24 protein-coding genes and 1 pseudogene are annotated in these 23,565 nt (G+C 67.9%); 13 read left to right on the top strand and 12 right to left on the bottom strand.

What is annotated here, in order from left to right:
- The 5 genes and pseudogenes from ACTIFS_RS19245 to ACTIFS_RS19225 all read right to left on the bottom strand — a co-directional run.
- Positions 1-186 (bottom strand): GTPase (locus tag ACTIFS_RS19245; RefSeq protein WP_439575737.1); only part of this gene is annotated, 186 nt, incomplete at its 3' end.
- Between the two features lie 88 nt (positions 187-274).
- Positions 275-898, bottom strand: coding sequence for an aminoacyl-tRNA hydrolase (pth, locus tag ACTIFS_RS19240; RefSeq protein ID WP_439575736.1), 624 nt, complete (start codon positions 896-898; stop codon positions 275-277).
- A 99-nt stretch (positions 899-997) separates the two neighbouring features.
- Positions 998-1,609: pseudogene (locus tag ACTIFS_RS19235) on the bottom strand (50S ribosomal protein L25/general stress protein Ctc); the annotation flags it as partial.
- Between the two features lie 138 nt (positions 1,610-1,747).
- Entirely contained in the window at positions 1,748-2,191 is a 444-nt protein-coding gene (locus tag ACTIFS_RS19230) for a cupin domain-containing protein (RefSeq protein ID WP_439575735.1), read from the bottom strand.
- Between the two features lie 42 nt (positions 2,192-2,233).
- Complete coding sequence (locus ACTIFS_RS19225; RefSeq protein ID WP_439575734.1) at positions 2,234-2,914, bottom strand: helix-turn-helix domain-containing protein; 681 nt, start codon at positions 2,912-2,914, stop codon at positions 2,234-2,236.
- A 222-nt stretch (positions 2,915-3,136) separates the two neighbouring features.
- Here ACTIFS_RS19225 and ACTIFS_RS19220 point away from each other — a divergent pair, with 222 nt between their 5' ends.
- Positions 3,137-3,655 (top strand): hypothetical protein, encoded by a 519-nt coding sequence (locus ACTIFS_RS19220; RefSeq protein ID WP_439575733.1) that lies wholly within the window; start codon positions 3,137-3,139, stop codon positions 3,653-3,655.
- Between the two features lie 3 nt (positions 3,656-3,658).
- On the opposite strand, the gene ACTIFS_RS19215 is transcribed toward ACTIFS_RS19220, so the two are convergent.
- Complete coding sequence (locus tag ACTIFS_RS19215) at positions 3,659-6,064, bottom strand: YfhO family protein (RefSeq protein ID WP_439575732.1); 2,406 nt, start codon at positions 6,062-6,064, stop codon at positions 3,659-3,661.
- Between the two features lie 173 nt (positions 6,065-6,237).
- Here ACTIFS_RS19215 and ACTIFS_RS19210 point away from each other — a divergent pair, with 173 nt between their 5' ends.
- The gene (locus tag ACTIFS_RS19210; RefSeq protein WP_439575731.1) at positions 6,238-7,650 is read left to right on the top strand and encodes an ATP-binding protein; all 1,413 of its coding nucleotides are present in this window, start codon (positions 6,238-6,240) and stop codon (positions 7,648-7,650) included.
- A 6-nt stretch (positions 7,651-7,656) separates the two neighbouring features.
- Here ACTIFS_RS19210 and ACTIFS_RS19205 read toward each other — a convergent pair whose 3' ends face one another.
- On the bottom strand, positions 7,657-8,205 hold the full coding sequence (locus ACTIFS_RS19205) for a hypothetical protein (RefSeq protein ID WP_439575730.1): 549 nt from the start codon (positions 8,203-8,205) through the stop codon (positions 7,657-7,659).
- A 282-nt stretch (positions 8,206-8,487) separates the two neighbouring features.
- Between ACTIFS_RS19205 and ACTIFS_RS19200 the strand changes: the two genes are divergently transcribed.
- From ACTIFS_RS19200 to ACTIFS_RS19185, 4 genes are all read left to right on the top strand, one after another.
- Positions 8,488-9,522, top strand: coding sequence for an AAA family ATPase (locus ACTIFS_RS19200; RefSeq protein ID WP_439575729.1), 1,035 nt, complete (start codon positions 8,488-8,490; stop codon positions 9,520-9,522).
- Positions 9,519-10,781: a vWA domain-containing protein gene (locus ACTIFS_RS19195; RefSeq protein ID WP_439575728.1), complete on the top strand. Its 1,263-nt coding sequence runs from the start codon at positions 9,519-9,521 to the stop codon at positions 10,779-10,781. The genes ACTIFS_RS19200 and ACTIFS_RS19195 overlap by 4 nt, the downstream gene beginning before the upstream one ends.
- Positions 10,778-11,164 carry an LCCL domain-containing protein gene (locus ACTIFS_RS19190; RefSeq protein ID WP_439575727.1) on the top strand — a complete coding sequence of 129 codons (387 nt, stop codon included), beginning with the start codon at positions 10,778-10,780 and terminating at the stop codon, positions 11,162-11,164. Before ACTIFS_RS19195 ends, ACTIFS_RS19190 begins: the two co-directional genes overlap by 4 nt.
- An 81-nt stretch (positions 11,165-11,245) precedes the next feature.
- Complete coding sequence (locus ACTIFS_RS19185) at positions 11,246-11,662, top strand: nuclear transport factor 2 family protein (protein ID WP_439575726.1); 417 nt, start codon at positions 11,246-11,248, stop codon at positions 11,660-11,662.
- A gap of 7 nt (positions 11,663-11,669) precedes the next feature.
- Here ACTIFS_RS19185 and ACTIFS_RS19180 read toward each other — a convergent pair whose 3' ends face one another.
- The 4 genes from ACTIFS_RS19180 to ACTIFS_RS19165 form a co-directional block, all read right to left on the bottom strand.
- Entirely contained in the window at positions 11,670-12,164 is a 495-nt protein-coding gene (locus tag ACTIFS_RS19180) for a hypothetical protein (protein WP_439575725.1), read from the bottom strand.
- Positions 12,165-12,301: 137 nt separating this feature from the next.
- The gene (locus ACTIFS_RS19175; protein ID WP_439575724.1) at positions 12,302-12,580 is read right to left on the bottom strand and encodes a hypothetical protein; all 279 of its coding nucleotides are present in this window, start codon (positions 12,578-12,580) and stop codon (positions 12,302-12,304) included.
- Between the two features lie 85 nt (positions 12,581-12,665).
- Positions 12,666-12,935, bottom strand: coding sequence for a hypothetical protein (locus ACTIFS_RS19170; protein ID WP_439575723.1), 270 nt, complete (start codon positions 12,933-12,935; stop codon positions 12,666-12,668).
- A gap of 242 nt (positions 12,936-13,177) precedes the next feature.
- Positions 13,178-14,380, bottom strand: coding sequence for a pyridoxal phosphate-dependent aminotransferase (locus ACTIFS_RS19165; protein WP_439575722.1), 1,203 nt, complete (start codon positions 14,378-14,380; stop codon positions 13,178-13,180).
- Between the two features lie 147 nt (positions 14,381-14,527).
- Here ACTIFS_RS19165 and ACTIFS_RS19160 point away from each other — a divergent pair, with 147 nt between their 5' ends.
- From ACTIFS_RS19160 to ACTIFS_RS19150, 3 genes are all read left to right on the top strand, one after another.
- Positions 14,528-15,529, top strand: coding sequence for a Bug family tripartite tricarboxylate transporter substrate binding protein (locus tag ACTIFS_RS19160; protein ID WP_439575721.1), 1,002 nt, complete (start codon positions 14,528-14,530; stop codon positions 15,527-15,529).
- Positions 15,530-15,597: 68 nt separating this feature from the next.
- Positions 15,598-16,221 (top strand): glutathione S-transferase family protein, encoded by a 624-nt coding sequence (locus tag ACTIFS_RS19155; RefSeq protein WP_439575720.1) that lies wholly within the window; start codon positions 15,598-15,600, stop codon positions 16,219-16,221.
- A gap of 10 nt (positions 16,222-16,231) precedes the next feature.
- The gene (locus ACTIFS_RS19150; protein WP_439575719.1) at positions 16,232-16,690 is read left to right on the top strand and encodes a molybdenum cofactor biosynthesis protein MoaE; all 459 of its coding nucleotides are present in this window, start codon (positions 16,232-16,234) and stop codon (positions 16,688-16,690) included.
- Positions 16,691-16,718: 28 nt separating this feature from the next.
- Here the strand turns inward: ACTIFS_RS19150 and ACTIFS_RS19145 are convergent, their stop codons facing one another.
- The gene (locus ACTIFS_RS19145) at positions 16,719-17,348 is read right to left on the bottom strand and encodes an FMN-dependent NADH-azoreductase (protein ID WP_439575718.1); all 630 of its coding nucleotides are present in this window, start codon (positions 17,346-17,348) and stop codon (positions 16,719-16,721) included.
- A 124-nt stretch (positions 17,349-17,472) separates the two neighbouring features.
- On the opposite strand from ACTIFS_RS19145, the gene ACTIFS_RS19140 reads away from it, so the two are divergent.
- From ACTIFS_RS19140 to rpoD, 4 genes are all read left to right on the top strand, one after another.
- Positions 17,473-18,450 (top strand): LysR family transcriptional regulator, encoded by a 978-nt coding sequence (locus tag ACTIFS_RS19140; RefSeq protein WP_439575717.1) that lies wholly within the window; start codon positions 17,473-17,475, stop codon positions 18,448-18,450.
- Positions 18,451-18,547: 97 nt separating this feature from the next.
- Entirely contained in the window at positions 18,548-19,360 is an 813-nt protein-coding gene (locus ACTIFS_RS19135) for a DUF2189 domain-containing protein (RefSeq protein WP_439575716.1), read from the top strand.
- A gap of 79 nt (positions 19,361-19,439) precedes the next feature.
- Complete coding sequence (gene dnaG, locus ACTIFS_RS19130) at positions 19,440-21,350, top strand: DNA primase (RefSeq protein WP_439575741.1); 1,911 nt, start codon at positions 19,440-19,442, stop codon at positions 21,348-21,350.
- Between the two features lie 220 nt (positions 21,351-21,570).
- Positions 21,571-23,562 carry an RNA polymerase sigma factor RpoD gene (gene rpoD / locus ACTIFS_RS19125; RefSeq protein WP_439575715.1) on the top strand — a complete coding sequence of 664 codons (1,992 nt, stop codon included), beginning with the start codon at positions 21,571-21,573 and terminating at the stop codon, positions 23,560-23,562.
- Positions 23,563-23,565 lie beyond the last annotated feature (3 nt).

The raw sequence follows: 23,565 nt of genomic DNA, 5'->3' as shown, positions 1-23,565 counted from the left end.
GGCCGATTTGCCGATGGCCGCCAGCCGGTCGAGGCGCGGATCGGGCACGGCCACGTCACCGACATTGGGCTCGATGGTGCAGAACGGATAATTGGCCGCCTGCGCCGCCGCGGTCTGCGTCAGGGCGTTGAAGAGGGTCGACTTGCCGACATTCGGCAGGCCGACGATGCCGCATTTGAAGCCCATGGGGAAAGGTCCGTTCTCTGGTCGGGCGCCTTGTCCGGCGCCGGTGTCGGGGTGTCAAGACTGTGGAGGCGTCAAGGCGTGCGAGGCGTCAGGGCTTGGGGGTGCCGGCGGCCTCGCCGGGGCGTTTCACTTCGCCCCAGCCGCGCCCTTCCATGGCGAGATGGACGCGGTTCTGGAAGGAGGAATCCTCCCCGGCGGCCAGGGCCTCGGCATGGTCGGCAACGGCTGCGCACAGGTCCTCGACCCAGGGCGTTTCGGCCTTGGCGAAGTCGTTCAGCACGTAGGAATGGACGAGCGCCTTGTCGCCGGGATGGCCGATGCCCATCCGCACGCGGCGATAGTCGTTGCCGCACTGGGCGGTGATCGAGCGCAGGCCGTTGTGCCCGGCATTGCCGCCGCCAGCCTTCACCCGCAGCTTCGCCGGCGGCAGGTCGAGCTCGTCGTGGAAGACCACGACATCGGAGAGCGGGATCTTGAAGAAGCGCATGGCCTCGCCGACCGCCCGGCCGCTTTCGTTCATGTAGGTCGTGGGCACCAGCAGCAGCACGCGGTGCGTTCCGATCTGGCCTTCCGCGGCAAGGCCCTGGAACCGCTGGCGCCAGGGCGCGAAGCGGTGCCGGCCATGGATGGCCGCGGCCGCCATGAAGCCGATATTGTGCCGGTTGTTCCTGTATTTCGCCCCGGGATTGCCGAGGCCCGCCATCAGGATCATCGCATCCGTCCAGACCAGGTTTGTCCGCCAACGAAAAGGGCGCCCGCGAGGGCGCCCTGGTCGGCAATCGCGGCAAGGCGCCTTGCGAGCTTATTTCTTGGCTTCGGCAGGAGCAGCCTCTGCGGCCTCGTCCTGGGCCTCGGCGAAGCCCGAGGGCGCCACGATCGAGAGCAGCGTCAGGTTGTCGTTCGACACGGCGCTGGTGCCGGCCGGCAGCGTGATGTCAGCCAGATGGACCGACGAGCCGAGGCTGAGCTCGGAGATATCGATGTCGATACCCTCCGGGATCCGGTCGGCATCGACCATCAGGGTCACCGTGTGCACGACGAGGTTGACCGCGCCGCCGCGCTTGACGCCCGGGCTGGTCTCGGCGCCCTTGACGTGGATCGGGATGTCGACGCGGATCTTCGATCCCTCGCCAAGGCGAAGGAAGTCGACATGCACCGGCATGTCGCGCACCGGATCGAGCTGGTAGTCGCGCGGAATGACGCGGTGCTTCTGGCCGTCCACCTCGATGGAGAAGACGGTCGACAGGAAGTGCCCGGCATAGATGCGCTGGTTCAGCGTCTTGAAGTCGACGGAAATCAGGATCGGGGGCTTCTTGTCCCCGTAGATGACGCCGGGCACGCGGCCCTCGCGACGTTCGGCGCGTGCGGCCCCCTTGCCGCCCTTCGCGCGGACCGTCGCCGGCATCTTGATGATGTCAGCCATGGTCTAGTCCTCCAAAAGAAAGTCCCGCGGCGGAAGCCTCCAGGGGTGCGGAGAATGCCACGGGACCGGCGGCCTATAGCGGAAACGGGGGGAGGGGGCAAGGCTGCGGCCGGATGGGTGCGGCCCTGCCCGCCGCCTTCAGATGTCGGTGCGCTCCTCGTGCAGGGGCTTGCGGGCCTTCATGTTGAACCTGCCCCCATAGATCGGCAGGCCGCCGGTGGTCGGGCCGGGATACTGGACGATCAGGATTTCACCGCCGGTCTCGGTGGAGAAGGCGCCCTCGAAATGGGGATCGGGATGAAACAGCATCGATCCCGGCGTGCAGACATGGCCGTCGATGCGGAATTCGCCCTTCAGCACGAACCAGACCTGCGCGAATTCGTGATTGTGGATCGGATGATGGGCGCCCGGTTCAAGTCGCAGGATGCCGGCATTGGGCTCCGTCGGGCGCTCGGGACGCGGGTGGAACAGCATCTTGCCGGTCTCACCCGGCCAGCGGATCGTCTCCCACTCGACATCGTCGACGTGTTTCACCTCATAGGGCAGGTGTCGTCCGGTCCCGGTCTGGGCGGTGCTGCTCATGGCTTCCTCCGTGATGCCGCGCCCCTGCCGGGCGTCGGTGGTTCAGGTGTCCGCCGATCCGGGCGGACCCTCGCGCGGGATCGCGGCGGCGTGCCGCGCCCACCATTCGACGGCTATGGCGCTCTCGTGCTCCATGGCGGTGATCATCAGAATTTCGGCCTCGCCGGCCCCGTCGCTCCAGGCCATGTGCGGCGTGGTCGACTGCAGGTGGATCGAATCGCCGGGACGCAGCCTGACCACCTCGTCACCGACCTGGAACGCCACGGTGCCGGACAGGACGAAGCAGAATTCCTCGCCGGGATGGGAGACCAGGGGGCCGCGTTCGCCGCCCCTCGGGAAGCGCAGGCGGAACGCCTCCAGGAGATGGTCCACGCGGCCCGAGGCCAGCTGCTGCCAGCCATAGCCGTCTCCGGTCACCCCCGGCCCAGCGGACTGATCCGCGTGCCGGACGACCCGGAAGGGCAGGCGCCGGGGCGGTTCGCTGTCGAATAGGGCCGCCGGGGCAAGGTCCAGTGCGGCGGCGATCTGCAGGAGGTTGCCGATGGAACAGGCGACCTGCCCGCGCTCAAGCCGCGACAGGAAGGTCGTCGAAAGGCCCGCAGCCTTCCCGAGGCCATCGAGGGTCATTTTCAGGCCATGCCTGGCGACCCGGATGCGCTCGCCGATTCGGCGAAGCGTTTCCTGCTCATCGTTGCGGGGTGAAGCGGCTTCGAATTTGTTCATCACGAGCACTTTGAAATTGCGCTGTACGAAAGTCAACGACGATGTTCGCGGATGACAGGGATGGAGACACCGCCCCGAAACATCGGCACGCTATCGGTCCGGACAGCCGTCAGCGACGGCTCGTGGACGGCGCGGTGCGGGCGGTCCATCCTGTTCCCGCCGGTCGTCCGACGGGCGGAGCCGGTCCGGACCCGGGAATGGCGCGAGAGGAGAGGCAGCCCCATGAGACTGGCGGTCAAGACATTGGCGACACTGGCGATGCTGGCCTGCACGGCGGCGTCTTGGACCCCGGCCGCAGCCGGTCCGGTCTTCGACCGGCTGAGCGGCCCCGCCGCCGACCGCGACCCCTGTTTCGCGCGCGTCTATGACGCCGATCATCTCGCCCGCAACCCGCGCCAGCGGGTGGAGCGGATCTCGCTGAGGCGCACGCGCGTGGAGGTTCCGGCCGAGAACAATGCCCGCACCTTCTCGGTCCAGCTTGCCTTCCAGCTGCGCGGCGGCGACGACAGCTACAATGTGGTCGGCATCTGCCGCACGTCCGGCCAGCGCGCCGAATGCGGCGGGGAGGGCGATGCCGGGGCGTTCAGGCTGTCCTTCTCCGGCGAGGCGCTGCGGCTGGAGGTTGTCGGGCGGCTGGAGGTCGAGGGCGAGCGCGGTGCAAGCCCCGATCTTGCCCGCAGCGACGACCGGGTTTTCCTCTTGCGCCCGGCCGCGCCCGCCGCCTGCGTGACCGACAACTGACCGCTATTCGTCGCGGCCGAGCACACCGTTCAGGGCCGCGGTGAGGTTCTCGAGGCTCAGCGGACGGTAGGTGAAGATCACCCGCTTCGCGCCGGCCGGAACCTCCACGCCGCGGAACAGCACGTCGGTGCGCAGCAGCGGCATGCGCTGGCCGTCGACCTCGACCTCCCAGCCGGGATACCAGCTCTCGTGCAGCGTCAGCACCGTGTTGACGGCCGTCTCCACGGCGATCTCGATGCGGTCCGGCCGCCAGGACACGATCTCCGCACGTCCCGGCTGGCGCAGCACCTGGGCATAGGTCTGGCGCAGGTCGTCGTCGTCGTCGACCATCACCTCCGACGAGCCGAGCCCGGTCGGATAGCGGCCGCCGTCGATGAAGATGTCGGCATCGGCGATGCGTACCGATCCGGCAAGCGCGACGCGGGGGGCGACGGCCGGCAGGCGGTAGATCCACACCCGCGGTCCGGCAAGGACGATGTCCCGCGTGCGCCAGCGCGCGAGATGGGGCATCAGTTCGATCGGCCGGTCGAGCACGACATATTCCAGCCCGAGGACCCGGGCGAGGTCGGAATCATAGGCCGGGAACGAGGCCGGGAAGTGCCGGTGCTGGACGATGTAGGGGCTCTCTCCAGGCGAGACTAGCCGGTCATAGGCGCCGATCCGCAGCGGGTTGTAGCCGTTGGTGGCCTCCAGCCCATAAACCATGGCGGCGTTCTGCCAGGGACCGCCGAGGCCGACGATCTCGACGCGGGGGCGGTGGGCACCGGTGGTGCGTGCGGCCATCTCGCGCCTCAGCGTGGTGAGGATCTCGGCCGCGACGCCCTCCGGCTTTTCCAGCGCAGCGTAATAGGCCCGCGGCTCGGAATTCATCGACGAGCCGGCATTGCGCCAGACAAGTTCGCCGCAGGTGAAGGCGACCGCAAGGCTCGCCGCGACGAGCCGTGCCCGCGCGGACGACGCCGCCACGACCAGCAGCAGGACGAGCGCGGCATAGATCGGCACCACCTTCAGGACCTCGAGCGAGGCCTGCAGCGACTTGTCCGACAGGCCCGAGAACTGGATGGCCGAGCCGATGACCACGACGACGGCAAGACCGACCAGGGCGAGCGCCCAGCGCGGCGCCTGCGGCAGGCCCTTGCGGACATAGTCCGAGACAAGCCAACCGGCGAGATAGGCGAAGGCCAGGACCAGGATGAAGAGCCCGCCGACAGGCCGGCGGAACTGCCGGACGGCCGCGACATTCTCGAACAGGAAGGGGAAGACGGGCGTGTAGCGGCCGAGCGCATAGGCAAGACCGGCGAGCGCGACGAAGGCGATCATGCGGCGGCCGGAGGCGACGATGCGGCCGCCGGCAAGGCCGTGCCAGAGGATGAGCAGGGCGGTCAGACTGCCCATGAACATGTAGTTGAACGCCCGGTCGGTCGAATCGAGGCCCGGCCGCGTTCCATGCCCTGGTCCCCAGTCTCCGAGGGAGGACGGGTTCAGCGAACCCAGAACATTGGGCGCGAGGAAATTGGCGATGTTCGGCGGGAACAGCGACGAGCGGAGCGCATTGGCGAGTTCGATGTCCGGCCGGTTCGAGAAGGCGGCAAACTGCGCGGTCAGCAGGAGCGGGACCGCCAGCAGCCCCGCACCGGCGATGCCCATGGTGAGGATCACCGTGGCCCGGCTGGCGAGAAACCGCAGCGGCTGGGGCTGCACGACGACGTGGCGCACGGCCAGCAGGGCCAGCACGGCACACAGAAGCATGGGCGTCTGCGTCCGGCCGAGGGCGATCTGCACGGCGACCACGGCAAAGCCGAGGGCGGCCAGATGCGAGCGGCGCTCGAGCGCCACCTCCATGAGGAGGAATGCCAGCGGGAACAGGCCGAAGGCGATGATGATGCCGGTATGGTTCATCCGGCTGGAGACGACGCCGCCCATCATGAAGATGCAGGCCGCAAGCACCGAGGCCGCCACCGGCCAGCCAAGCCGGCGGCCGTGCACAACGATGGCCAGTCCGCCGACGAGCAGATGGGCATAGATCGCAAGGTCGAAGGCCATCAGCGAGGGCGCGCGCTGGAACCACGCCCAGACGATGAACGGGGGGTTGAAGATCAGGGATTGCGGGTCGGCGACGCTCGGGTGTCCGGCATAGTGGTAGGGGTTCCAGAACGGCGTCGAACCCTCATGCAGCGCCCCCGCCATGAAGCGGAAGAAGGCATAGAACTGGTTCTTGGAATCCCATGGCACGACCAGGTCGAAGGCCCGCCATTGCAGCCAGGCAGCCAGCCAGACGAGCGTGACCGCGGCAAGCCCGATCCACAGGTCGCGGCGGTCGTTTCCGGAGTGCCCGCGCGCAGGCACAAGCCCGGCCAGCCACGCCGCGACTCCCCGGCCGGCGGCCCGCACAACGCGACCCTGAGACATGCGAGTTGGCCCCCAGCACGCGGTCTTCCGCCGCGTGACGATCACTCAAACGTGAACGTGGCATTTTTGCAAGGATTTTCGACAGTTCGTGACTTTGTCGCGACCTTTTGTGAGCGCGGTCATGGCGGCTGTGCCGGCTTGCCGCGGGGGATGCGAGCGGCGATAAGGTTTGCATGGCGACGATTGAACGATCGCGGTCCACCCATGGCGGCCTGAGGGGATGGATGGCCAATGCCGCATCGCGGCTCGCCACGATCGGCGAGGCTGCCGGCCGGCGCTTCAACGAGGTCATGCCCAAGGGGCTCTACGGCCGCTCGCTGATCATCGTCATTGCCCCGATCGTCATCCTGCAATCGGTGGTCGCCTATATCTTCATGGAGCGGCACTGGCAGCTCGTCACCCATCGCCTGTCCGCCGCGGTGACGCAGGACATTGCCGCCCTCATCGATATCCACAGGACCTATCCGCAGGACCGCAACTACGAGACGCTCAGGCGGATCGCCCGCGACCGGCTGAACCTGACGGTCGACATCCTGCCGCCCGAGCCCTTGCCCGTATCGGGGCCGAGGCCGTTCTTCGACGTTCTGGACGCTGCCCTGTCGCGCGAGATCGGCCTGCAGATCGGCCGGCCGTTCTGGATCGACACGGTCGGCAATTCGGCGCTGATCGAGATCCGGATCCAGCTCGAAAACGGCTCGGTGATGAAGGTCTTCGCCCGGCGCGCCATGGCCTATGCCTCGAACAGCCACATCTTTCTGGTCTGGATGGTCATCGCCTCGCTGGTGCTGATCTCCATCGCCATCCTGTTCCTGCGCAACCAGATCCGGCCGATCCAGGCGCTGGCGGCCGCGGCCGAGGAGTTCGGCAAGGGCCGCGAGGTGGTCGGGTTCCGTCCGCGCGGGGCCAGCGAGGTGCGGGCGGCGGCGATGTCCTTCATCGAGATGAAGCGGCGCATCGAACGCCAGATCGACCAGCGCACCACCATGCTGGCCGGCGTCAGCCATGATCTGCGCACCGTCCTCACTCGGCTGAAGCTGGAACTCGCCCTGATGCCCGACGGGCCGGAGAGCGAGGCCATGCGCCGCGATGTCGACGAGATGGGCCGCATGCTGGAGGGCTATCTGGCCTTCGCGCGCGGGGATTCCGGCGAGCCGCCGCGGCCGACCGACGTGCAGGCGCTGCTGGAGGACCTGCGCGACGACGTGGCGCGCGCCGGCGACACGGTCAGCCTTGCCTATCACGGCGAGGCCATCGTCAAGGTCCGGCCGGATGCCTTCCGCCGCTGCATCGGCAATCTGGTGGTCAATGCCCTGCGCCACGCCGACACCATCGCCCTTGCCGGCCATCGCGACCACCGCTGGCTGACGGTGACGGTGGATGATGACGGGCCGGGCATTCCGGCCGCCCGGCGCGAGGATGTGTTCAAGCCGTTCCTGAGGCTGGACGATGCCCGCAATGTCGACGAGGGCGGATCGGGGCTCGGTCTGGCGATCGCCCGCGACATCGCCCGCTCCCATGGCGGCGATATCTCGCTGTCCGACAGTCCGCTGGGCGGATTGCGCGCGACCGTCCGCGTGCCGGTCTGAGTCCGCTCAGGCGGCTTCCGGCAGCGCATCCTCGCCAAACAGGCGCTTCCGCGCGATCAGCGCAAGATCGTGGACGATCAGCGACAGGTGGCCCGAGGTGATGGCGGCCGAGACGGCCATGCCGACGATCCAGTAGCCGGGCATCGATGACAGGTCATTGGTCGACGAGGGGATGCGGCTCGCCTGGTCGAGAATGGGCTGCATCCAGATGGACAGCAGCGACAGGCCGGCAAGCCCGCCGAAGATGATGGCGCTGGTGCGGATATTGGCCAGCGGCCGGCTCGGCCCGATGAAGGGGCGGATGGCGCCGACCAGCGCCAGCGTCAGGATGACGGCCCAGGACACCGCGTGGCAGCCGGCATAGACCTGCGCCTCGAAGATGCGGCCGGCATCGACCAGCGCGCCGATGCGCATCTCGAGCGTGGCGCCGGACATCCAGAACACGCCGAGGCGATAGCCTGGAACCGGCTCGATCAGCGCCCAGCCGGTGGTGGCCGCCGCCAGCGCGACGGCTGCGACGTAGATCGCGCAGAAGGTGATGACCAGCCGTTTCATGTCGATGTCCCGCATACCCCGCCGGGACGTTAGGCTGCGGCAGGAGGCCGCGGCAAACGGATGGTTAAAAGACGGTTAACAAGAGCCGCGTAAAACGTGTTTCGTATCTCGCAATGCGCGCAAAAGGTGCATATGGCGTCTGGCGCCAGACTTTTCTGAACGCCCGCATAACAGGCCCAAAACGGCGAAAAAATATAGTCCGGAGGGGGCTCTGGCGCTTCTGTGGCGATGTGGCCAGATCACGTCGCCATGGCCCGGATCGGCCATGCGGGGAGGGCTTCCATGGACGGTACGCGCGCCGCATTCGACGAGGCGGTCACGCTTCGGCAGGCGAAGAAACTCATCCAGTGCATGGCGCACGAGCAAAGCTTCCTGCTGCTGTCGGCGCCCGGCATGGGCAAGTCGGAGATGGTCTACGAGGCGGCCCGCGAGGTCGGGCTGCCCTGCCGCTCGCTGCTCGGCACCCAGATCGCGCCGGAGGATGTGAGCGGCGTGCCGCGCATCATCGGCGAGCGTTCGGTGTTCTGTCCGCCGCGCATCCTGCTGCCCGAGCAGCCTGAGCCTTTCTGCCTGTTCCTGGACGAATTGCCGGCCTGCGCGCCCGACGTCCAGAAGGCCTTCTACTCGCTCCTGCTGGAGCGCAGGCTTGGCGAGCATGCCCTGCCGCCCGGCACCTGGGTGGTCGCCGCCGGCAACCGCCTGCAGGATCGCGCGCTGGTGCGCGCCATGAGCTCCGCGCTGGTCAACCGCGTGACCATCCTGCAATTGCGCATCGACACGGACGAGTGGCTGGTCTGGGCGCAGCAGCATGGCGTTCGCGTGGAGATCCGCAGCTTCATCCGCACCATCCCCGACGCGCTGATGCGTCCGGTTCCGGCAGACCCGGTTCCGTTCTCGACGCCGCGCGCCTGGGCCCAGCTCTCGCGGGCGCTGGATATGGCCGAGCGGTCGAACCTGCTCGACAACGAGACGCGGCGCGCACTCGCCTTCGGCCGGCTGTCGCCGGAGGATGCGGTGGTGTTCTGCGCGCTGGCGGAGGAGTCCATCGGCGCCATCCGGCCGCTCGAAGACTATCTGCGCCGGCCGGATCTGCTGCCGAAATCCGATTCAGCCCGATGGTTCGTGCTCGACTGCATCCGCCAGCATGTGCGCGACGGCCGGGCAGCGGGCCTCAAGCCGGCGGTGATCAACCGCTTCCTGAAAAGCCTGTCGGCGGAGCACCAGTTGATCCTGATCACCGGAATGGTCGGCACCTGGGGTGCCCTCGGCGCCGACAAGGCCATGCTCGCGCTCCTGCGCAAGGTGACGGCGGCATGAGCGCGACGGCCGAGCGCCCGCGGGAGCATCGGGCGACGCTGGCGCGCATCGCGCGAGGCTTGCGCATGGTGACGGTGCCGCTGCCGCATCTCTCCGGCCTTGCCGCGGCCGTGCGCGTCGATATCGACGAGCGCGTGCCGACCATGGGCGTCTTCGCCTCCGGCCGGCTGGTCGCCAATCCGGCCTTCACGGCGCGCCTGTCCGACGACGACCTCGTCTTCGTGCTGGCGCATGAACTGCTGCATCTGGCGCTCCGCACGCATGATCGCGCGAAGGGCTCCGGGCAGCTCGAGTTCAACTACGCCCACGATTACATCATCAACGACACGCTCAGGCACGCGCTCGGCGTCGCGGCGATCCCCGCGGGCGGACTGGACATGCCGGGCGCGCGCGAGAAGTCGGCCGAGGAGATCGTCCTCGACATGCGGCGAAACGGCCAGTTCATGCAGTCGCGCAGCCAGGTCTGGGAGGGGCGGATCGTTTCGGTCCGCGAACTCCTCGATGCGGCGGCGCAGGCGCCGGACGGGGCGACGGGCGATGTCATGGACGCCGCCCGCGAGCGCGAAATGTTCCCCGGCGATGCGACGGAGGCCGCCGACCGCGCCCGTGCGATCCGCGACCTTGCCGCCAGGGGCATGGCGCTGGCGAAGGCCATCGGTAGCCTGCGCGGGCGGGGCACCCATGCGGGCGGCGATACACGCAACGTGCGGGCGCTGCGCGGGCTGACCCATGCCCCCTGGCAGTCGGTGATGCAGACGTGGCTCGAGGGCGCCTCGCCCGGTGAGCGCACCTATACGCGCATCTCCCGTCGCAGCGCGGACCCTGACGGCGAGATGGTGCTGCCGGGCCGCAGGCGCCATTCCTGGATCCTCAATGTCGTGCTCGATACGTCGGCGTCGATGGCGGACGACATCCCGGTCGCGCTCGGGGCCCTTGCCGATTTTTCCGAGGCGGTCGGGATCGACATCATCCGCATCGTCCAGTGCGACACGGTGGTGACCTCGGACGAGGAACTGTCCTCGTCCGAACTCGCCGAATATGCGGTCAAGGGCTATGGCGGCAGCGACATGACGCCGGCGCTGCTGGCGCTGGCGGGCGATCCGCGCGTCACGGCCGCCGTGGTGATCACCGACGGCGAGATTTCGTTTCCCTCCGAGGCGCCGCCCTACGCGCTGCTCTGGGCGCTGCCGCGCCCCATGCCGAGCTTCCAGCCGCCCTATGGCCGGGTGGTGATCATGCAGAGAGGCGACACGCCATGAAAGCCGTTCAGGAACTGGTCTCCTATTTCGACCGCCAGGGAAAGCTGTCACGCCGGATGCTGCGCGACATCCTCGACAAGCATCACGTGGCAACCGACGCGCCGGGCACGATGCACGGGCTCTGCGAGACCGTCGGCGCGACCTATTATTTCCGCGTCACGGGCGTCACCGAGGGCCAGCTCTGGGGCACCGACATCTATTCGGGCGACTCCACCATCGGTGCGGCGGCGGTCCATCAGGGCCTGCTGAAGCCCGGCGAGACGCGGGTCCTCAGGGTGACGGTCGTCGATCCGCCCGCCAGTTTCCCCGGCACCACCCGGAACGGGGTCACGAGCACCGAATATGGCCGCTACCAGTATGCCTGGCAGCTATCGGTCATCTGACCGGTATCCGGCGTGCCGGCGGGCGGTTCCTTCCGCCGGCCGCCTGTCCTAGCGTGTGGCTCCCTGTCCCAAGGAGCCGCCATGTCGACCTCGACCCGCATGCCCGCCGCCATCCGCCGCTGGCACGAGATCGCGGAGGCGCGCGACGTGGCCAGGCTGGAGGCGCTGCTGACCGAGGATGCGGTGTTCGAGAGCCCGGTCGTCCACACGCCGCAGGTCGGCCGGCCCATCGTGCTGCGATACCTGTCGGCGGCTTTCGACGTGCTCAACAACGAGCATTTCCGTTACCCGAACGAGTGGTTCGGCGAGCGGTCGGCGATCCTCGAATTCGTCACCGAGATCGACGGCATCGCCATCAACGGCATCGACATGATCACCTGGAATGCGGATGACCGCATCGTCCATTTCAAGGTGATGGTCAGGCCGCTGAAGGCCATCAACATCCTGCACGAGAAGATGCGCGAGCGGCTGATGGCGATGGCCGGCAAGGCGGGCTGACGGCTGACTACTGGACGTCACCGAGAACCGAGATGGAACGCACGCGCGCCCATCGCTCGACGTTCACGCGCGGCGAGCCATCGGCGGCGTCGTCGCCACGCGGGATGCCGGCATTGGCAAAGATGCGCACGCGCACGGTTCCCGTGAACTCCGCATTGTCGATCATCGTCGTCGAGGTGGTCCCGTCGGCGGCGCGCTGGCGCACGCTGGTCTGGCCGCAGGCCGGCTTGTTGCGCTCGTGGGGCCATGCCGCCGCGCTGCAACCCGCACCGGTCATGGTCACGGTCATGCCGACGCTGAGGGCGCGTCGCTCGATCAGGGCGCGCAGCGCGTCGCGGTTGGCATCGGTCACGGCGATGGTCCCGCGATAGCCGGCCTCCCGATTGCCGAGTTTGCAGAGGCAGGGCGCTTCGATGGACGCCTGGTCCTGGGCGAGGGCAAGTGTCGCCCCGGGCGCCAGAAGCATGCCGACAGCGACAAGCGCTCGAGCGTTTCGCGACATGATGTCCTGCTCCCGCTCGTCGCAGCCGGTCGGCCGACTGATCGACGCGATATCCAAGCAGCCTGACGGACGGTGTCCGTGGCGTCAACTTTGCGTGCCATGGGGCAGGCGCGCTGGCGCCTGCGCTCGGTGATCCGTCAGCGCTCGCAAACGGTCGGGGCCGAGACCGGCTGGCCGGCAGGGCGGAACTTCAGCACGAGCGAGCCGCCGAGAAGCGTGCCGTTGGGCACCCAGTCGCCGGCAACGGTCATGGCCGGCGGGTTGGCGGTGCAGAGGCACGGGCCGCAATAGGTGACCGGGCGTGACCCCAGAGACTGCGCCGGGGACTGGCCGGGGGCGGCGGCCTGGGCCGAGGCGGCAAGGCCGGCGGCGAGCACGAGGCCGGTGATGATGGAAGAAGCGAGGCGAGCGGTCATGGCGGCTTTTCCTCTGGTGCCGGCCTCCAGGGGCTGCGGCAGGTGACTGGACTTGCTCATGGGTCGCAGCGGGGAGGAAAAAGGTTCAACCGCGGGAAGCCGGACGACCACAGCGGCCGGCGATCCGGGCCGCGGCCGGATCACGCGGCACGAAACGCAGCGTGATGCGACGGCCAATGGTTCCCGAGGGAATCCAGGAGCCGGGAACGGACATGGCCGGCCGGTCCTCCTGGCAGAGGCAACCGGTGCAATAGAGGACCTGGCCCGCAGCGTGCGGGTGCGGGGCATCGCCGGTGAGGCCGGCGAGGCCGGACAGGGCAAGGCCTGCCGCGACGAGGGTTGAGAAGGGCGACATGGCCGACCCATGGGACAAGGGAGCAGAACATGACGGCCCGATGCCGGCATGGGCTCCGATCAGGTTTGGACATCCCGGCGAGAGGCGCCGTGTCGCCTGGGACTGTCACGAAGAGAGGCCCTGAAGCCGCTCACTTGACCATGGGTCGCAGGCACGATCGATCCGGTTCAACCCGAAATGCAAAAAGCCCGCCCGGGAGGGGGCGGGCCTTTGGCCTAGGGCTTCGCGCGGTCTTCTGCGGCTCAGCGCAGCTCGGCGCAGAACTTCTGGATCTTCTCGCAGGCCGCGGTCAGAGTCTCAGTGGATTCGGCATAGGAGAGGCGGAAGGCCGGGCCGAGGCCGAAGGCCGTGCCATGAACGACGGCGACGCCCTCGCTCTCGACCAGTTCCATGGCGAAGTCCTCGTCCGTCGCGATGGTCTTGCCCGACGGGGTCTTCCGGCCGATCACCTCCTTGAGGGAGGGATAGACGTAGAAGGCGCCTTCCGGCACCGGGCAGGAGAGCCCCCTGGCCTGGTTCAGCATGGAGACGACGAGGTCGCGGCGCTGCTCGAAGGCCTTGCGGCGCACGGGGATGTAGTCCTGCGTGCCGTTGAGGGCCTCGACGCCCGCCCACTGGGCGATGGAATTGGCGCCCGAGGTCTGCTGGCCCTGGACGAGGTCCATGGCCTTGATCAGCGGTTCGGGGCCCGCGGCATAGCCGATGCGCCAGCCGGTCATCGAATAGGCCTTGGACAGGCCGTTCATGGTCAGGGTGCGCTCGTAGAGGCGCGGCTCGACCTGGGCCGGGGTGGTGAAGGTGAAGTCGCCATAGACCAGGTGCTCGTACATGTCGTCGGTGAGGATCCAGACATGGGGATGCTTCACCAGCACGTCGGTCAGCGCCTTCAGCTCCTCGCGCGTGTAGGCGGCGCCCGTCGGGTTCGACGGCGAGTTGAACAGGAACCACTTGGTCTTCGGGGTGATGGCCTTGTCGAGGGCTTCCGCGGTCAGCTTGTAGCTGGTCTCCGGCCCGGCCGAGACGAAGGCCGGCGTGCCGCCGCACAGCGCCACCATCTCCGGATAGGAGACCCAGTACGGCGCCGGGATCAGCACCTCGTCGCCGGGGTTCAGCGTCGCCATGAAGGCGTTGAACAGCACCTGCTTGCCGCCGGTGCAGACGATGGCCTGCTGCCACTTGTAGTCGAGGCCGTTCTCGCGCTTGAACTTGGCGACGATGGCCTGGCGCAGCTCGGTGATGCCGGAGACGGCGGTGTACTTGGTCTTGCCCTCGGCGATCGCCTTGACGGCGGCCATCTTGATGTTGTCCGGCGTGTCGAAGTCCGGCTCGCCGGCCGACAGCGAAATGACCTTCTTGCCCTGCGCATTGAGGTCCCGGGCCTTCTGCGCCATGGCGATGGTGGCAGAGGGCTTCACCCGCTGCAGGGCGTCGGCGAGAAAGGCCATCGGTCGGGCTCCGTCGAGTTTGAATTTCTCCCGAGGGGCGCTAAGACGTGGCAATCACTGCGCGGCCGGACCTCGGCGGTTCGGGCGCGAGATTTAGTCCTGCCCGCAAGGGCCCACAAGCGAAAATCCTTCATGGGAGGCATCACGATGAGCAACAATCTGCGGGCCACGCGCCGAACCCTTCTCCTCGGCGCGGGCGCCATGCTGGCCGCCCCGGCCTTCGTCCGCTCGGCCTCGGCCCAGGCCTGGTCGCCGTCGCGGCCGATCCGTCTCGTCGTCGCCTATCCGGCCGGCGGCCCGACCGACGCCATCGCCCGCGTGGTGGCGCAGGACATTGCCGGCCCGCTCGGCCAGAACGTCGTGGTCGAGAATGTCGGCGGTGCCTCGGGCGCCATCGGCACCCGCCAGGTGGCCCGCGCCGATGCCGACGGCCACACCATCACCTTCGGTAACAACCAGACCCACGGGAACAACATGTTCCTGATGAAGGAGCCCGGCTACGACGCGGTGAAGGACTTCGCCCCGCTCGCCGGCGCCGGTGCCTTCGAGCACATCTTCGTGGTCAAGAACGACCTGCCGGTCCGCACCATCCAGGAACTGATCGCGCTCGCCAAGTCCAAGCCCGGCGAACTCAATTACGGCTCCACCGGCCTCGGCTCGGGCTCGCATCTGTCGACCGAGCTGTTCATGGTCCGCACCGGCATCAAGATGACGCATGTACCCTATCGCGGCGCCGCCCCGCTGGTGCAGGACATTGTCGGCAACCGCGTCGACGTGGCCAATTCCACCATGGCCAGCGTGTTCACGCAGATCCAGGCCGGCACGCTGCGCGGCATCGCCATCGGCTCGCCCCAGCGCAACCAGCGCCTGCCGAACATCGCGACCCTGCGCGAGCAGGGCGTCAACGGCGCCGATGCCGAGAGCTGGACCGGGTTCTTCGCTCCGGTGGCAACGCCCCAGCCGGCGCTCGACCGCCTGTCGCGCGAGATCCTCGCCTCGCTGGCCAAGCCGTCCGTCGTGGAGGCCATCACGCGGCTCGGCTTCACCATCACCGCGCGCGATCCGGCAGCGTTCAAGCCGTACCACGCCCAGGAGATGCAGACCTGGGCCGAGATCATCAAGGCGGCAAACATCCAGCCTTCGGGCTGAGCGGGGTCTGGCGTTCGGTTTTACGCCTGACATTTGCTGTTTCGTTCGCTATACCGAACGCCATGGGCATGATCCTCCACGCCATGCAGCGTTCGGCGAATTGCTACAAGGTGCGCCTTGCGCTGGCGCACCTTGAGCGGCCGTTCACCCTGCACGACGTCGACATCCTGCGGGGCGACACGCGAACGCCCGAATTTCTGGCCATGAACCCGCGCGGTCGCGTTCCGGTCCTGCAGATCGAGGACGGGACGGTGCTGATCGAGTCGAACGCCATCCTGATGTTCCTCGGCGAGGACACGCGCCTCGTGCCCGCCGACAAGGTGGAGCGGGCGCGGATGATGCAGTGGCTGTTCTTCGAGCAGAACTCCCACCACCCCTCCATCGGCGAGGCGCGCTTCTGGCTCTCGCTCATTCCGGGCGGGCGCGAGCTCAAGCGCGACCTGATCGACGAATGGATGGAGAATGCCGAGGGCGCGCTGTCGCGGATGGACGCGCAACTGACCGAAAGCCCCTATATTGCCGGCGACAGCTTCACGCTCGCCGATATCGCCCTCTATGCCAACACCCATGTGGCGCATGAGGCGGACATGAATCTGGCCCTGTTTCCGGCCGTGCGCGACTGGGTGGCGCGGGTTGCCGCGATGCCAGGCCATGTCGACATGGACTGGCGGCCGACGGCCGCTGCGGCCTGAAGGGAGCGCCATGGCGGTCCGTGTGCAGCGCGAGGATTTCGATGTCGGCGCCGAACTGGCGCGGCTGAGTGCCGGCCGCGTCGATGTCGGGGCCGCCGTGACCTTCACGGGGCTCTGCCGCGGCGTGACCGGGTCCGAGACGATCGGTGCCATGACGCTGGAGACCTACGAGGCGATGGCGGTGGCCGAACTTGAGCGCATCGAGGCGGAGGCCCGTACGCGCTGGCCGTTGCAGGATGTGCTGGTTGTCCACCGCTACGGGCGCATGGAGCCGGGCGACAACATCGTCCTTGTCGTCACGCTGTCGGAGCACCGGCAGGCGGCCTTCGCCGCCGCCGAATTCCTCATGGACTTCCTGAAGACGCATGCGCCGTTCTGGAAGTTCGAGGAAAAGGGCAGCGGCGGCGGCTGGGTTGCGGCCAGGGCCGAGGACGATGCGGCGGCCGACAGGTGGTCGGGACCGACCTGATCGCGGCCGCCGCTTCCTTCCTTAAGGTTCAGGCCGCCCGGGCGAGCGTCCCGTTGACGCCGGAGATCGCGGCCTCGGCACCGGCAATGGCCTTCTGCTTCTGGTCCTCGCCCATGGCGATGCCCTCGGCCCGCACGAAGCGGATGTCGGTGATGCCGAAGAAGCCGAAGATCACCTTCAGATAGGTCTCCTGATGGTCCATGGCCGCGGCGGCCGCGCCTTCGCCATAGAACCCGCCGCGCGAGGAGGCGATGATGACGGTCTTGCCGCCGGCAAGGCCCTCGGGACCAGCCTCGGTGTAGCGGAAGGTCTTTCCGGCGATCGCGAGGCGGTCGATCCAGGCCTTGAGCTGCGAGGGGATCGAGAAATTGTACATCGGCGTGCCGATCACCACGATATCGGCGGCGAGGAACGCCTCGAGCGCGGCGGCGCCGTCGTCGAGATCCGCGCGCAGGCCGGGCGCGACCTGCGAGGGGTCGGCCGATCCGGCCGCCAGATGCGCGCCGGTCAGATGGGCCAGCGGTTCGGAGACCAGGTCGCGATAGGTGACGGCAAGGCCGGGATGGCGGGCCTTCAGATCGGCGACCACGGCGGCGCTCAGGCGGCGCGAGACGGAATGGTCGCCGAGAATGCCGGAATCGATGTGCAGGAGTTTCATGGCGCAGGTCCTTGCTGGAATGGGTCCGGCCACTGATCTATTATGGGCGACAATAAGCCTCTAGATGGCAGATTTGGAACTCATCGTTTCGATATGCGAACGATGGTTATCCGCGGAGCGGCCCATGCTGGATCTCAACGACCTCGCCCTGTTCGCCGCCGTTGTCCGGCATGAAGGCTTTTCTCCGGCCGGGCGGGCGCTGGGCCTGCCCAAGTCGAAGCTCAGCAAGCATGTGGCGCGGCTGGAAGCTCGGCTCGGCATCCGCCTGATCGAGCGCTCGACCCGGCGGTTTCGCGTCACCGAGACGGGCGAGGAGGTCTATCAGCAGTGCCAGGCCATGCTGGCCGGCGCGGAGGCGGCCGAGGCGGCAGCCCTCCGCGCGCGCGCGAAGCCGAGCGGGGTCGTGCGCGTCGCCTGCCCGCCGGATTTCGGGCACAACCTGATGGCGCGCATCATTCCCGATTTCATGCAGCGAAACCCGGCCGTGAAGGTGCAGCTGAACGTGTCGAACCGGCGGGTCGATCTGATCGAGGAGCGGATCGACATCGCGTTGCGCGTTCGCACGCGGCTGGATACCGAACCGGATCTTACCCTGCGCATCCTCGGCCAGAGCCGCAGCTACCTGGTTGCCAGTCCCGGCTTCGTCGCGCGGCAGGGCGGCGCGATCGGGATCGACCGGCTGCCGGCGCTGCCGACGCTGACCCACGCGGAAGGCGTGCTGCGCGACCACTGGATGCTGACCGGCCCGGACGGACAGCCGCACGATCTGGTCCATGAGCCGGTTCTGGCCTGCGGGGATTTCGTTGTGCTGCGGCAGGCGGCGCTCGATGGACTGGGCGTTGCCCTGCTGCCCGATCAGGTCTGCCAGGCCGAACTCGACGCCGGGCGGCTGGTCCAGTTGCTGCCGGAATGGTCCACGCCGTTCGGGACCATCCACATGGTCTTCGGCCCGCGGCGCGGCCTGCTGCCGGCTGTCCGGGCCCTGATCGACCATATCGTGGCCGAGTATCCGCGTGTGATCGGCGAGTGCGCCCGCCACGAGGCCAGCAGTCGCGCAATCGTGTCAGACAGCCTGCGGGACAATCGGGCGTCTCCGGTATAGGATTGCGATTGTGAGTTCGGGCCAGACGCCTCCGGCGGCCGGATCAGACCGACCCCGTGGCATCGTCCGTCCGGACAGCCCGCAACGGAGGGTCGCCATGGCCGAAGCTCGCTCCATTTCCCGCGACCGCAAGGAGATCGACCGGGCCGACGCGAACCGGCCGGTCCGCATCCGCAAGATCGGTGTCGGCGACCTGCGGCAGGCGCTGGCCCAGGGCCTGGACGATTTCGCGCAGCAGCCGAGCCATCTCGTCTTCCTCGGGCTGATCTACCCGATCGTCGGCTTCCTGCTCGCCCGCGCCAGCATGGATGGCGAATGGGTGATGCTGCTGTTCCCGATCATGGCCGGCTTTGCCCTCGTCGGCCCATTCGCGGCCATCGGCATCTACGAGATCTCGCGGCGGCGAGAGCAGGGGCTCGACACGTCCTGGCGGCATGCCTTCGACGTGCTGCGCTCGCCCTCGCGCCTGTCGATCCTGCTGCTCGGCGTGCTGCTGATGCTGCTGTTCGTCGCCTGGCTGGCGGCGGCGCTTGTCATCTACCGCCGCACGCTCGGCTTCTACGAGCCGGCCGGGATCATGGAACTGGTGGGGCAGGTGCTCACGACGCGCGCCGGATGGGCCCTGCTCATCGTCGGAAACGGGGTCGGATTCGTCTTCGCCGCGGGGGTCCTGGCGATCAGCGTGGTCTCCTTCCCCCTGCTGCTCGACCGGCGGGTGGACGCGTTCACCGCGATGGGCGCCTCGCTCAGGGCGGTCGGCGCCAACCCCGGGCCGATGGCGCTCTGGGGCCTGATCGTGGCGGCAGCGCTGGTCGCCGGCTCGATCCCGTTCTTCGTCGGGCTGGCGGTGGCCGTGCCGGTGCTCGGCCACGCCACCTGGCATCTCTATCGCAAGGTCGTGGAGCGGTAGCGGGCGAGCGATCGCATTTTGTGTGCATGGCCGGCGGTCGAATGTCCCCTTGCCCACGCGCAGCGCCTATATGTCATCCATGCGCTTCCCGCCGACGTTCCTGGACGAGATCCGGCAACGCCTCCCCGTGTCGGAGGTGGTGGGCCGGCGCGTCAAGCTGAAGAAGCAGGGGCGGGAATGGCGCGGCCTGTCGCCGTTCAACGCCGAGAAGACCCCATCCTTCTACGTGAACGACCAGAAGGGCTTCTACCACTGCTTTTCCTCCGGCAAGCACGGCGACCAGTTCCGCTTCCTGATGGAGACCGAAGGCCTGAGCTTTCCCGAGGCGGTGGAGCGGCTGGCGGGGGATGCCGGCCTGCCGTTGCCCAAGGTCTCGGTGGAGGAAGTCCAGAGGGCCGAGAAGGCCAAGACCCTTCATGACGTGATGGAGCTTGCCGCGCGGTTCTTCCAGGACCGGCTGCAGGACCGGGTGGGCGCCAAGGCGCGCGGCTATCTGGCGGGCCGCGGCCTCGGGCCGCAGACGCAGCTCGCCTTCCGGATCGGTTACGCGCCGGCGGAGCGCTTCGCCCTCAAGGAGCATCTGGGCAGCAAGGGCGTGCCGGTGCCCGACATGATCGCCGCCGGCCTGCTCGTCCATGGCGAGGACATCCCGGTCCCCTATGACCGCTTCCGCGACCGGGTCATGTTCCCGATCACCGACCTGCGGGGGCGGGTGGTTGCCTTCGGCGGCCGGGCGCTGGAAAAGGACGTTCCGGCGAAATATCTCAACTCGCCGGAGACCGACCTTTTTCACAAGGGCTCGCTCCTCTACAACGCCTTCGCCGCGCGCGAGGCCGCGCACAAGACCAACCGCATCATCGCCGTGGAGGGCTATGTCGATGTCATCGCCATGGTCATGGCCGGCATCGGCGAGACGGTTGCCCCGCTCGGGACGGCACTGACCGAGGGTCAGCTGGAACTGCTCTGGCGCATGGCACCGGAGCCGATCCTGCTGTTCGACGGCGACAAGGCCGGCCGGCGCGCGGCCTACCGGGCGGTGGACATCGCGCTGCCGCTGCTCAAGCCCGGCCGGAGCCTTGCGTTCGCGACGCTGCCCGAGGGCCAGGATCCCGATGACCTGATCCGCTCCTCGGGGCGCGAGACCATGGATGCCATCCTGGCCCAGGCCCAGCCTCTGGCAAGCGTGCTGTGGATGCGCGAGACCGAAGCGGGGGTGTTCTCGACGCCCGAGAAGCGCGCCGCGCTGGAGGCGCGCTTTGCCGAAGTCGTTGCCGCCATCGGCGACGAATCAGTGCGGCGGCATTACCGCGACGACATTTTCGGGCGCCTCTCCGACCTGTTCCGTCCCCTCCAGCGCGAGCGGCGGGGGCAGGGCAGGCCTGCGGGTGGCGCAGGCTGGCGCAACGGTCCGCGTGGCCTTGCCGTGCCCGACCACCGGCCGTCGCCGGCCCTGGTTGCGAGTGCGCTGGTCCGCGGCCCGCGTGCAGCCCTTCCCATGCGCGAGGCGCTGATCCTCACCGCCCTGATCAATCACCCCTGGCTGATCGACGGGCGGGAGGAGGACATTGCCGGGCTGGACCTGCGCCATCCGCAGGCTCTTGGCCTGAAACAGGCACTTCTCGACGTCCATGCCCGCGGCATCGAGGAGACGCAGACGGCCTATGCCGCAGCTCTCGCGGAGGCGGGCCATGGCCCGGTCCTCGGCCAGCTCAGGGCGATCGTGGCCGACAATGCGGTCTGGGGCGCCATGCCGGGAGCGGCCGCGCAGGATGCCGAGGTGACTTTTACCCAGCTTCTGGCCTTGCATCGCAAGAAGCAGGCGCTAATTAAGGAAATCCGGGATGCCGAGCGAGCCTTCGGTGATGACCCGACCGAAGCGAACCAGAACTGGCTGCTCGACGCCAAGCGGCGGGAGGCCGAACTGGCCGGAACCGAGGCACTTGTCGAGGGGTTCGGGACGCTTTCCGGTCGCAGCGACAGGGCATCGTGACGCCGACCGGGTGGCGGATTGGAACCGCGCAGCGCAGATGAGGCGATGGCACATGGTTCCACAGAGGTCCGGGGCGTGCCCCGGCCAGGACGAGATGCGTTTTCGAGGGGCGCGCTGAACAGCGAGCGCAGCCCCTTTTTTGGCGTTGGGTCGGACCTTGAACCCGGTCCTGACGCGTCGGGTCGGGCCTGTTCGGGCCGGCGAGCGATGGACGGTATCGATGGCAACGAAGGCGACCGAAAAGCCGGAAGGCGCTGAACAGGAGACCGAGGGCCCGGACAGCCCCCTGCTCGACCTGTCGGATGCCGCCGTGCGGGCGATGATCAAGCGCGCCAAGAAGCGCGGCTACGTGACCATCGACGAGATCAATGCGGTCATGCCGGCAGCCTCGTTCACCTCGGACCAGATCGAGGACATGAACGCCATGCTCTCGGAAATGGGCATCAATGTCGTCGACAACGACGATGCCGCCGAGGGCGAGGAAGGCGAGGAGGCCGCTGAGGCCGACGAGCCGGACGGCGAGATCCAGGAGACCACGGCCCGTGCCGTGGTGAAGACCGAGCGCGCGACGGAGCCGCTGGACCGTACCGACGATCCGGTGCGCATGTATCTGCGCGAAATGGGCTCGGTCGAACTGCTGTCGCGCGAGGGCGAGATCGCTATCGCCAAGCGGATCGAGGCCGGCCGCGAGGCGATGATCGCTGGCCTGTGCGAAAGCCCGCTGACCTTCCAGGCCATCATCATCTGGCGCGACGAACTGAACGAGGCGAAGATCTATCTTCGCGACATCATCGACCTCGAGGCCACCTATGCGGGGCCGGACGCGAAGAACGCGCCGATGGTGACCGAGGGCGAGGCGCCGATCGCGCCCGAAGCGGCCGAGGGCGACGCCCTGCCGCCGGGTGTCACGGAAAGCGACCTGGACGAGGACGACATCGAGAATGCGGTGTCGCTCGCCGCCATGGAGGCCGAGCTGAAGCCGAAGGTGCTGGAAACCTTCGACATGATCGCCGACGAATACAAGAAGCTGCGCAAGCTGCAGGACCAGAACGTCGAGAACCGGCTGAACGACACCAAACTGTCGCCGAGCCAGGAGCGGCGCGCCAAGAAGCTGCGCGAGGACCTGATCCAGAACGTCAAGTCGCTGTCGCTCAACACCGCGCGTATCGAGGCGCTGGTCGAGCAGCTTTACGACATCAACAAGCGCCTGGTCGGCTATGAGGGCCGTCTGCTGCGTCTTGCCGAGAGCTATGGCGTCGACCGCACCTCGTTCCTGAAGGAATATCAGGGCTCGGAGCTGGATCCCAACTGGATCCGCCGCGTCGCCTCGCTCGGCGGGCGCGGCTGGAAGGATTTCGTCGCCTCCGAGAAGGAGACGATCAAGGAGATCCGGGCCGAAATCCAGGCTCTGGCCACCGAGACGGGCCTTGAGATCGGCGAGTTCCGCAAGATCGTCCAGATGGTGCAGAAGGGCGAACGCGAGGCCCGTCAGGCGAAGAAGGAAATGGTCGAGGCCAACCTGCGCCTCGTCATCTCCATCGCCAAGAAATACACGAACCGCGGCCTGCAGTTCCTCGACCTGATCCAGGAGGGGAACATCGGCCTGATGAAGGCGGTCGACAAGTTCGAGTATCGGCGCGGCTACAAGTTCTCGACCTATGCGACGTGGTGGATCCGGCAGGCGATTACCCGTTCGATCGCCGATCAGGCCCGCACCATCCGCATTCCGGTGCACATGATCGAGACGATCAACAAGATCGTCCGCACATCACGGCAGATGCTGCACGAGATCGGCCGCGAGCCGACGCCGGAGGAACTGGCCGAGAAGCTCGGCATGCCGCTGGAGAAGGTGCGCAAGGTCCTGAAAATCGCCAAGGAGCCGATCAGCCTCGAGACGCCGATCGGCGACGAGGAGGATTCACACCTCGGCGACTTCATCGAGGACAAGAACGCCATCCTGCCGATCGACGCGGCGATCCAGAGCAATCTTCGCGAGACGACGACGCGCGTTCTCGCGTCGTTGACCCCGCGCGAGGAGCGCGTGCTGCGCATGCGCTTCGGCATCGGCATGAACACCGATCACACGCTGGAAGAGGTCGGCCAGCAGTTCTCGGTGACCCGCGAGCGCATCCGCCAGATCGAGGCGAAGGCCCTGCGGAAGCTGAAGCATCCGTCACGGAGCCGGAAGCTCAGGAGCTTCCTGGACAATTGATGG

This window comes from Phreatobacter sp., from assembly GCF_051860605.1.
Lineage (GTDB): Bacteria > Pseudomonadota > Alphaproteobacteria > Rhizobiales > Phreatobacteraceae > Phreatobacter.
Note: the sequence above shows the minus strand (reverse complement) of the source record. Positions and strands in the feature narration are given on the sequence as shown.

Bases quoted from the DNA above. Each gene is read 5' to 3' on its own strand.
- pth (WP_439575736.1), bottom strand. From the start codon at position 898: ATGATCCTGATGGCGGGCCTCGGCAATCCCGGGGCGAAATACAGGAAC.
- ACTIFS_RS19230 (WP_439575735.1), bottom strand. From the start codon at position 2,191: ATGAGCAGCACCGCCCAGACCGGGACCGGACGACACCTGCCCTATGAG.
- ACTIFS_RS19225 (WP_439575734.1), bottom strand. From the start codon at position 2,914: ATGAACAAATTCGAAGCCGCTTCACCCCGCAACGATGAGCAGGAAACG.
- ACTIFS_RS19220 (WP_439575733.1), top strand. From the start codon at position 3,137: ATGAGACTGGCGGTCAAGACATTGGCGACACTGGCGATGCTGGCCTGC.
- ACTIFS_RS19215 (WP_439575732.1), bottom strand. From the start codon at position 6,064: ATGTCTCAGGGTCGCGTTGTGCGGGCCGCCGGCCGGGGAGTCGCGGCG.
- ACTIFS_RS19210 (WP_439575731.1), top strand. From the start codon at position 6,238: ATGGCGACGATTGAACGATCGCGGTCCACCCATGGCGGCCTGAGGGGA.
- ACTIFS_RS19205 (WP_439575730.1), bottom strand. From the start codon at position 8,205: ATGAAACGGCTGGTCATCACCTTCTGCGCGATCTACGTCGCAGCCGTC.
- ACTIFS_RS19200 (WP_439575729.1), top strand. From the start codon at position 8,488: ATGGACGGTACGCGCGCCGCATTCGACGAGGCGGTCACGCTTCGGCAG.
- ACTIFS_RS19195 (WP_439575728.1), top strand. From the start codon at position 9,519: ATGAGCGCGACGGCCGAGCGCCCGCGGGAGCATCGGGCGACGCTGGCG.
- ACTIFS_RS19190 (WP_439575727.1), top strand. From the start codon at position 10,778: ATGAAAGCCGTTCAGGAACTGGTCTCCTATTTCGACCGCCAGGGAAAG.
- ACTIFS_RS19185 (WP_439575726.1), top strand. From the start codon at position 11,246: ATGTCGACCTCGACCCGCATGCCCGCCGCCATCCGCCGCTGGCACGAG.
- ACTIFS_RS19180 (WP_439575725.1), bottom strand. From the start codon at position 12,164: ATGTCGCGAAACGCTCGAGCGCTTGTCGCTGTCGGCATGCTTCTGGCG.
- ACTIFS_RS19175 (WP_439575724.1), bottom strand. From the start codon at position 12,580: ATGACCGCTCGCCTCGCTTCTTCCATCATCACCGGCCTCGTGCTCGCC.
- ACTIFS_RS19170 (WP_439575723.1), bottom strand. From the start codon at position 12,935: ATGTCGCCCTTCTCAACCCTCGTCGCGGCAGGCCTTGCCCTGTCCGGC.
- ACTIFS_RS19165 (WP_439575722.1), bottom strand. From the start codon at position 14,380: ATGGCCTTTCTCGCCGACGCCCTGCAGCGGGTGAAGCCCTCTGCCACC.
- ACTIFS_RS19160 (WP_439575721.1), top strand. From the start codon at position 14,528: ATGAGCAACAATCTGCGGGCCACGCGCCGAACCCTTCTCCTCGGCGCG.
- ACTIFS_RS19155 (WP_439575720.1), top strand. From the start codon at position 15,598: ATGATCCTCCACGCCATGCAGCGTTCGGCGAATTGCTACAAGGTGCGC.
- ACTIFS_RS19150 (WP_439575719.1), top strand. From the start codon at position 16,232: ATGGCGGTCCGTGTGCAGCGCGAGGATTTCGATGTCGGCGCCGAACTG.
- ACTIFS_RS19145 (WP_439575718.1), bottom strand. From the start codon at position 17,348: ATGAAACTCCTGCACATCGATTCCGGCATTCTCGGCGACCATTCCGTC.
- ACTIFS_RS19140 (WP_439575717.1), top strand. From the start codon at position 17,473: ATGCTGGATCTCAACGACCTCGCCCTGTTCGCCGCCGTTGTCCGGCAT.
- ACTIFS_RS19135 (WP_439575716.1), top strand. From the start codon at position 18,548: ATGGCCGAAGCTCGCTCCATTTCCCGCGACCGCAAGGAGATCGACCGG.
- dnaG (WP_439575741.1), top strand. From the start codon at position 19,440: ATGCGCTTCCCGCCGACGTTCCTGGACGAGATCCGGCAACGCCTCCCC.
- rpoD (WP_439575715.1), top strand. From the start codon at position 21,571: ATGGCAACGAAGGCGACCGAAAAGCCGGAAGGCGCTGAACAGGAGACC.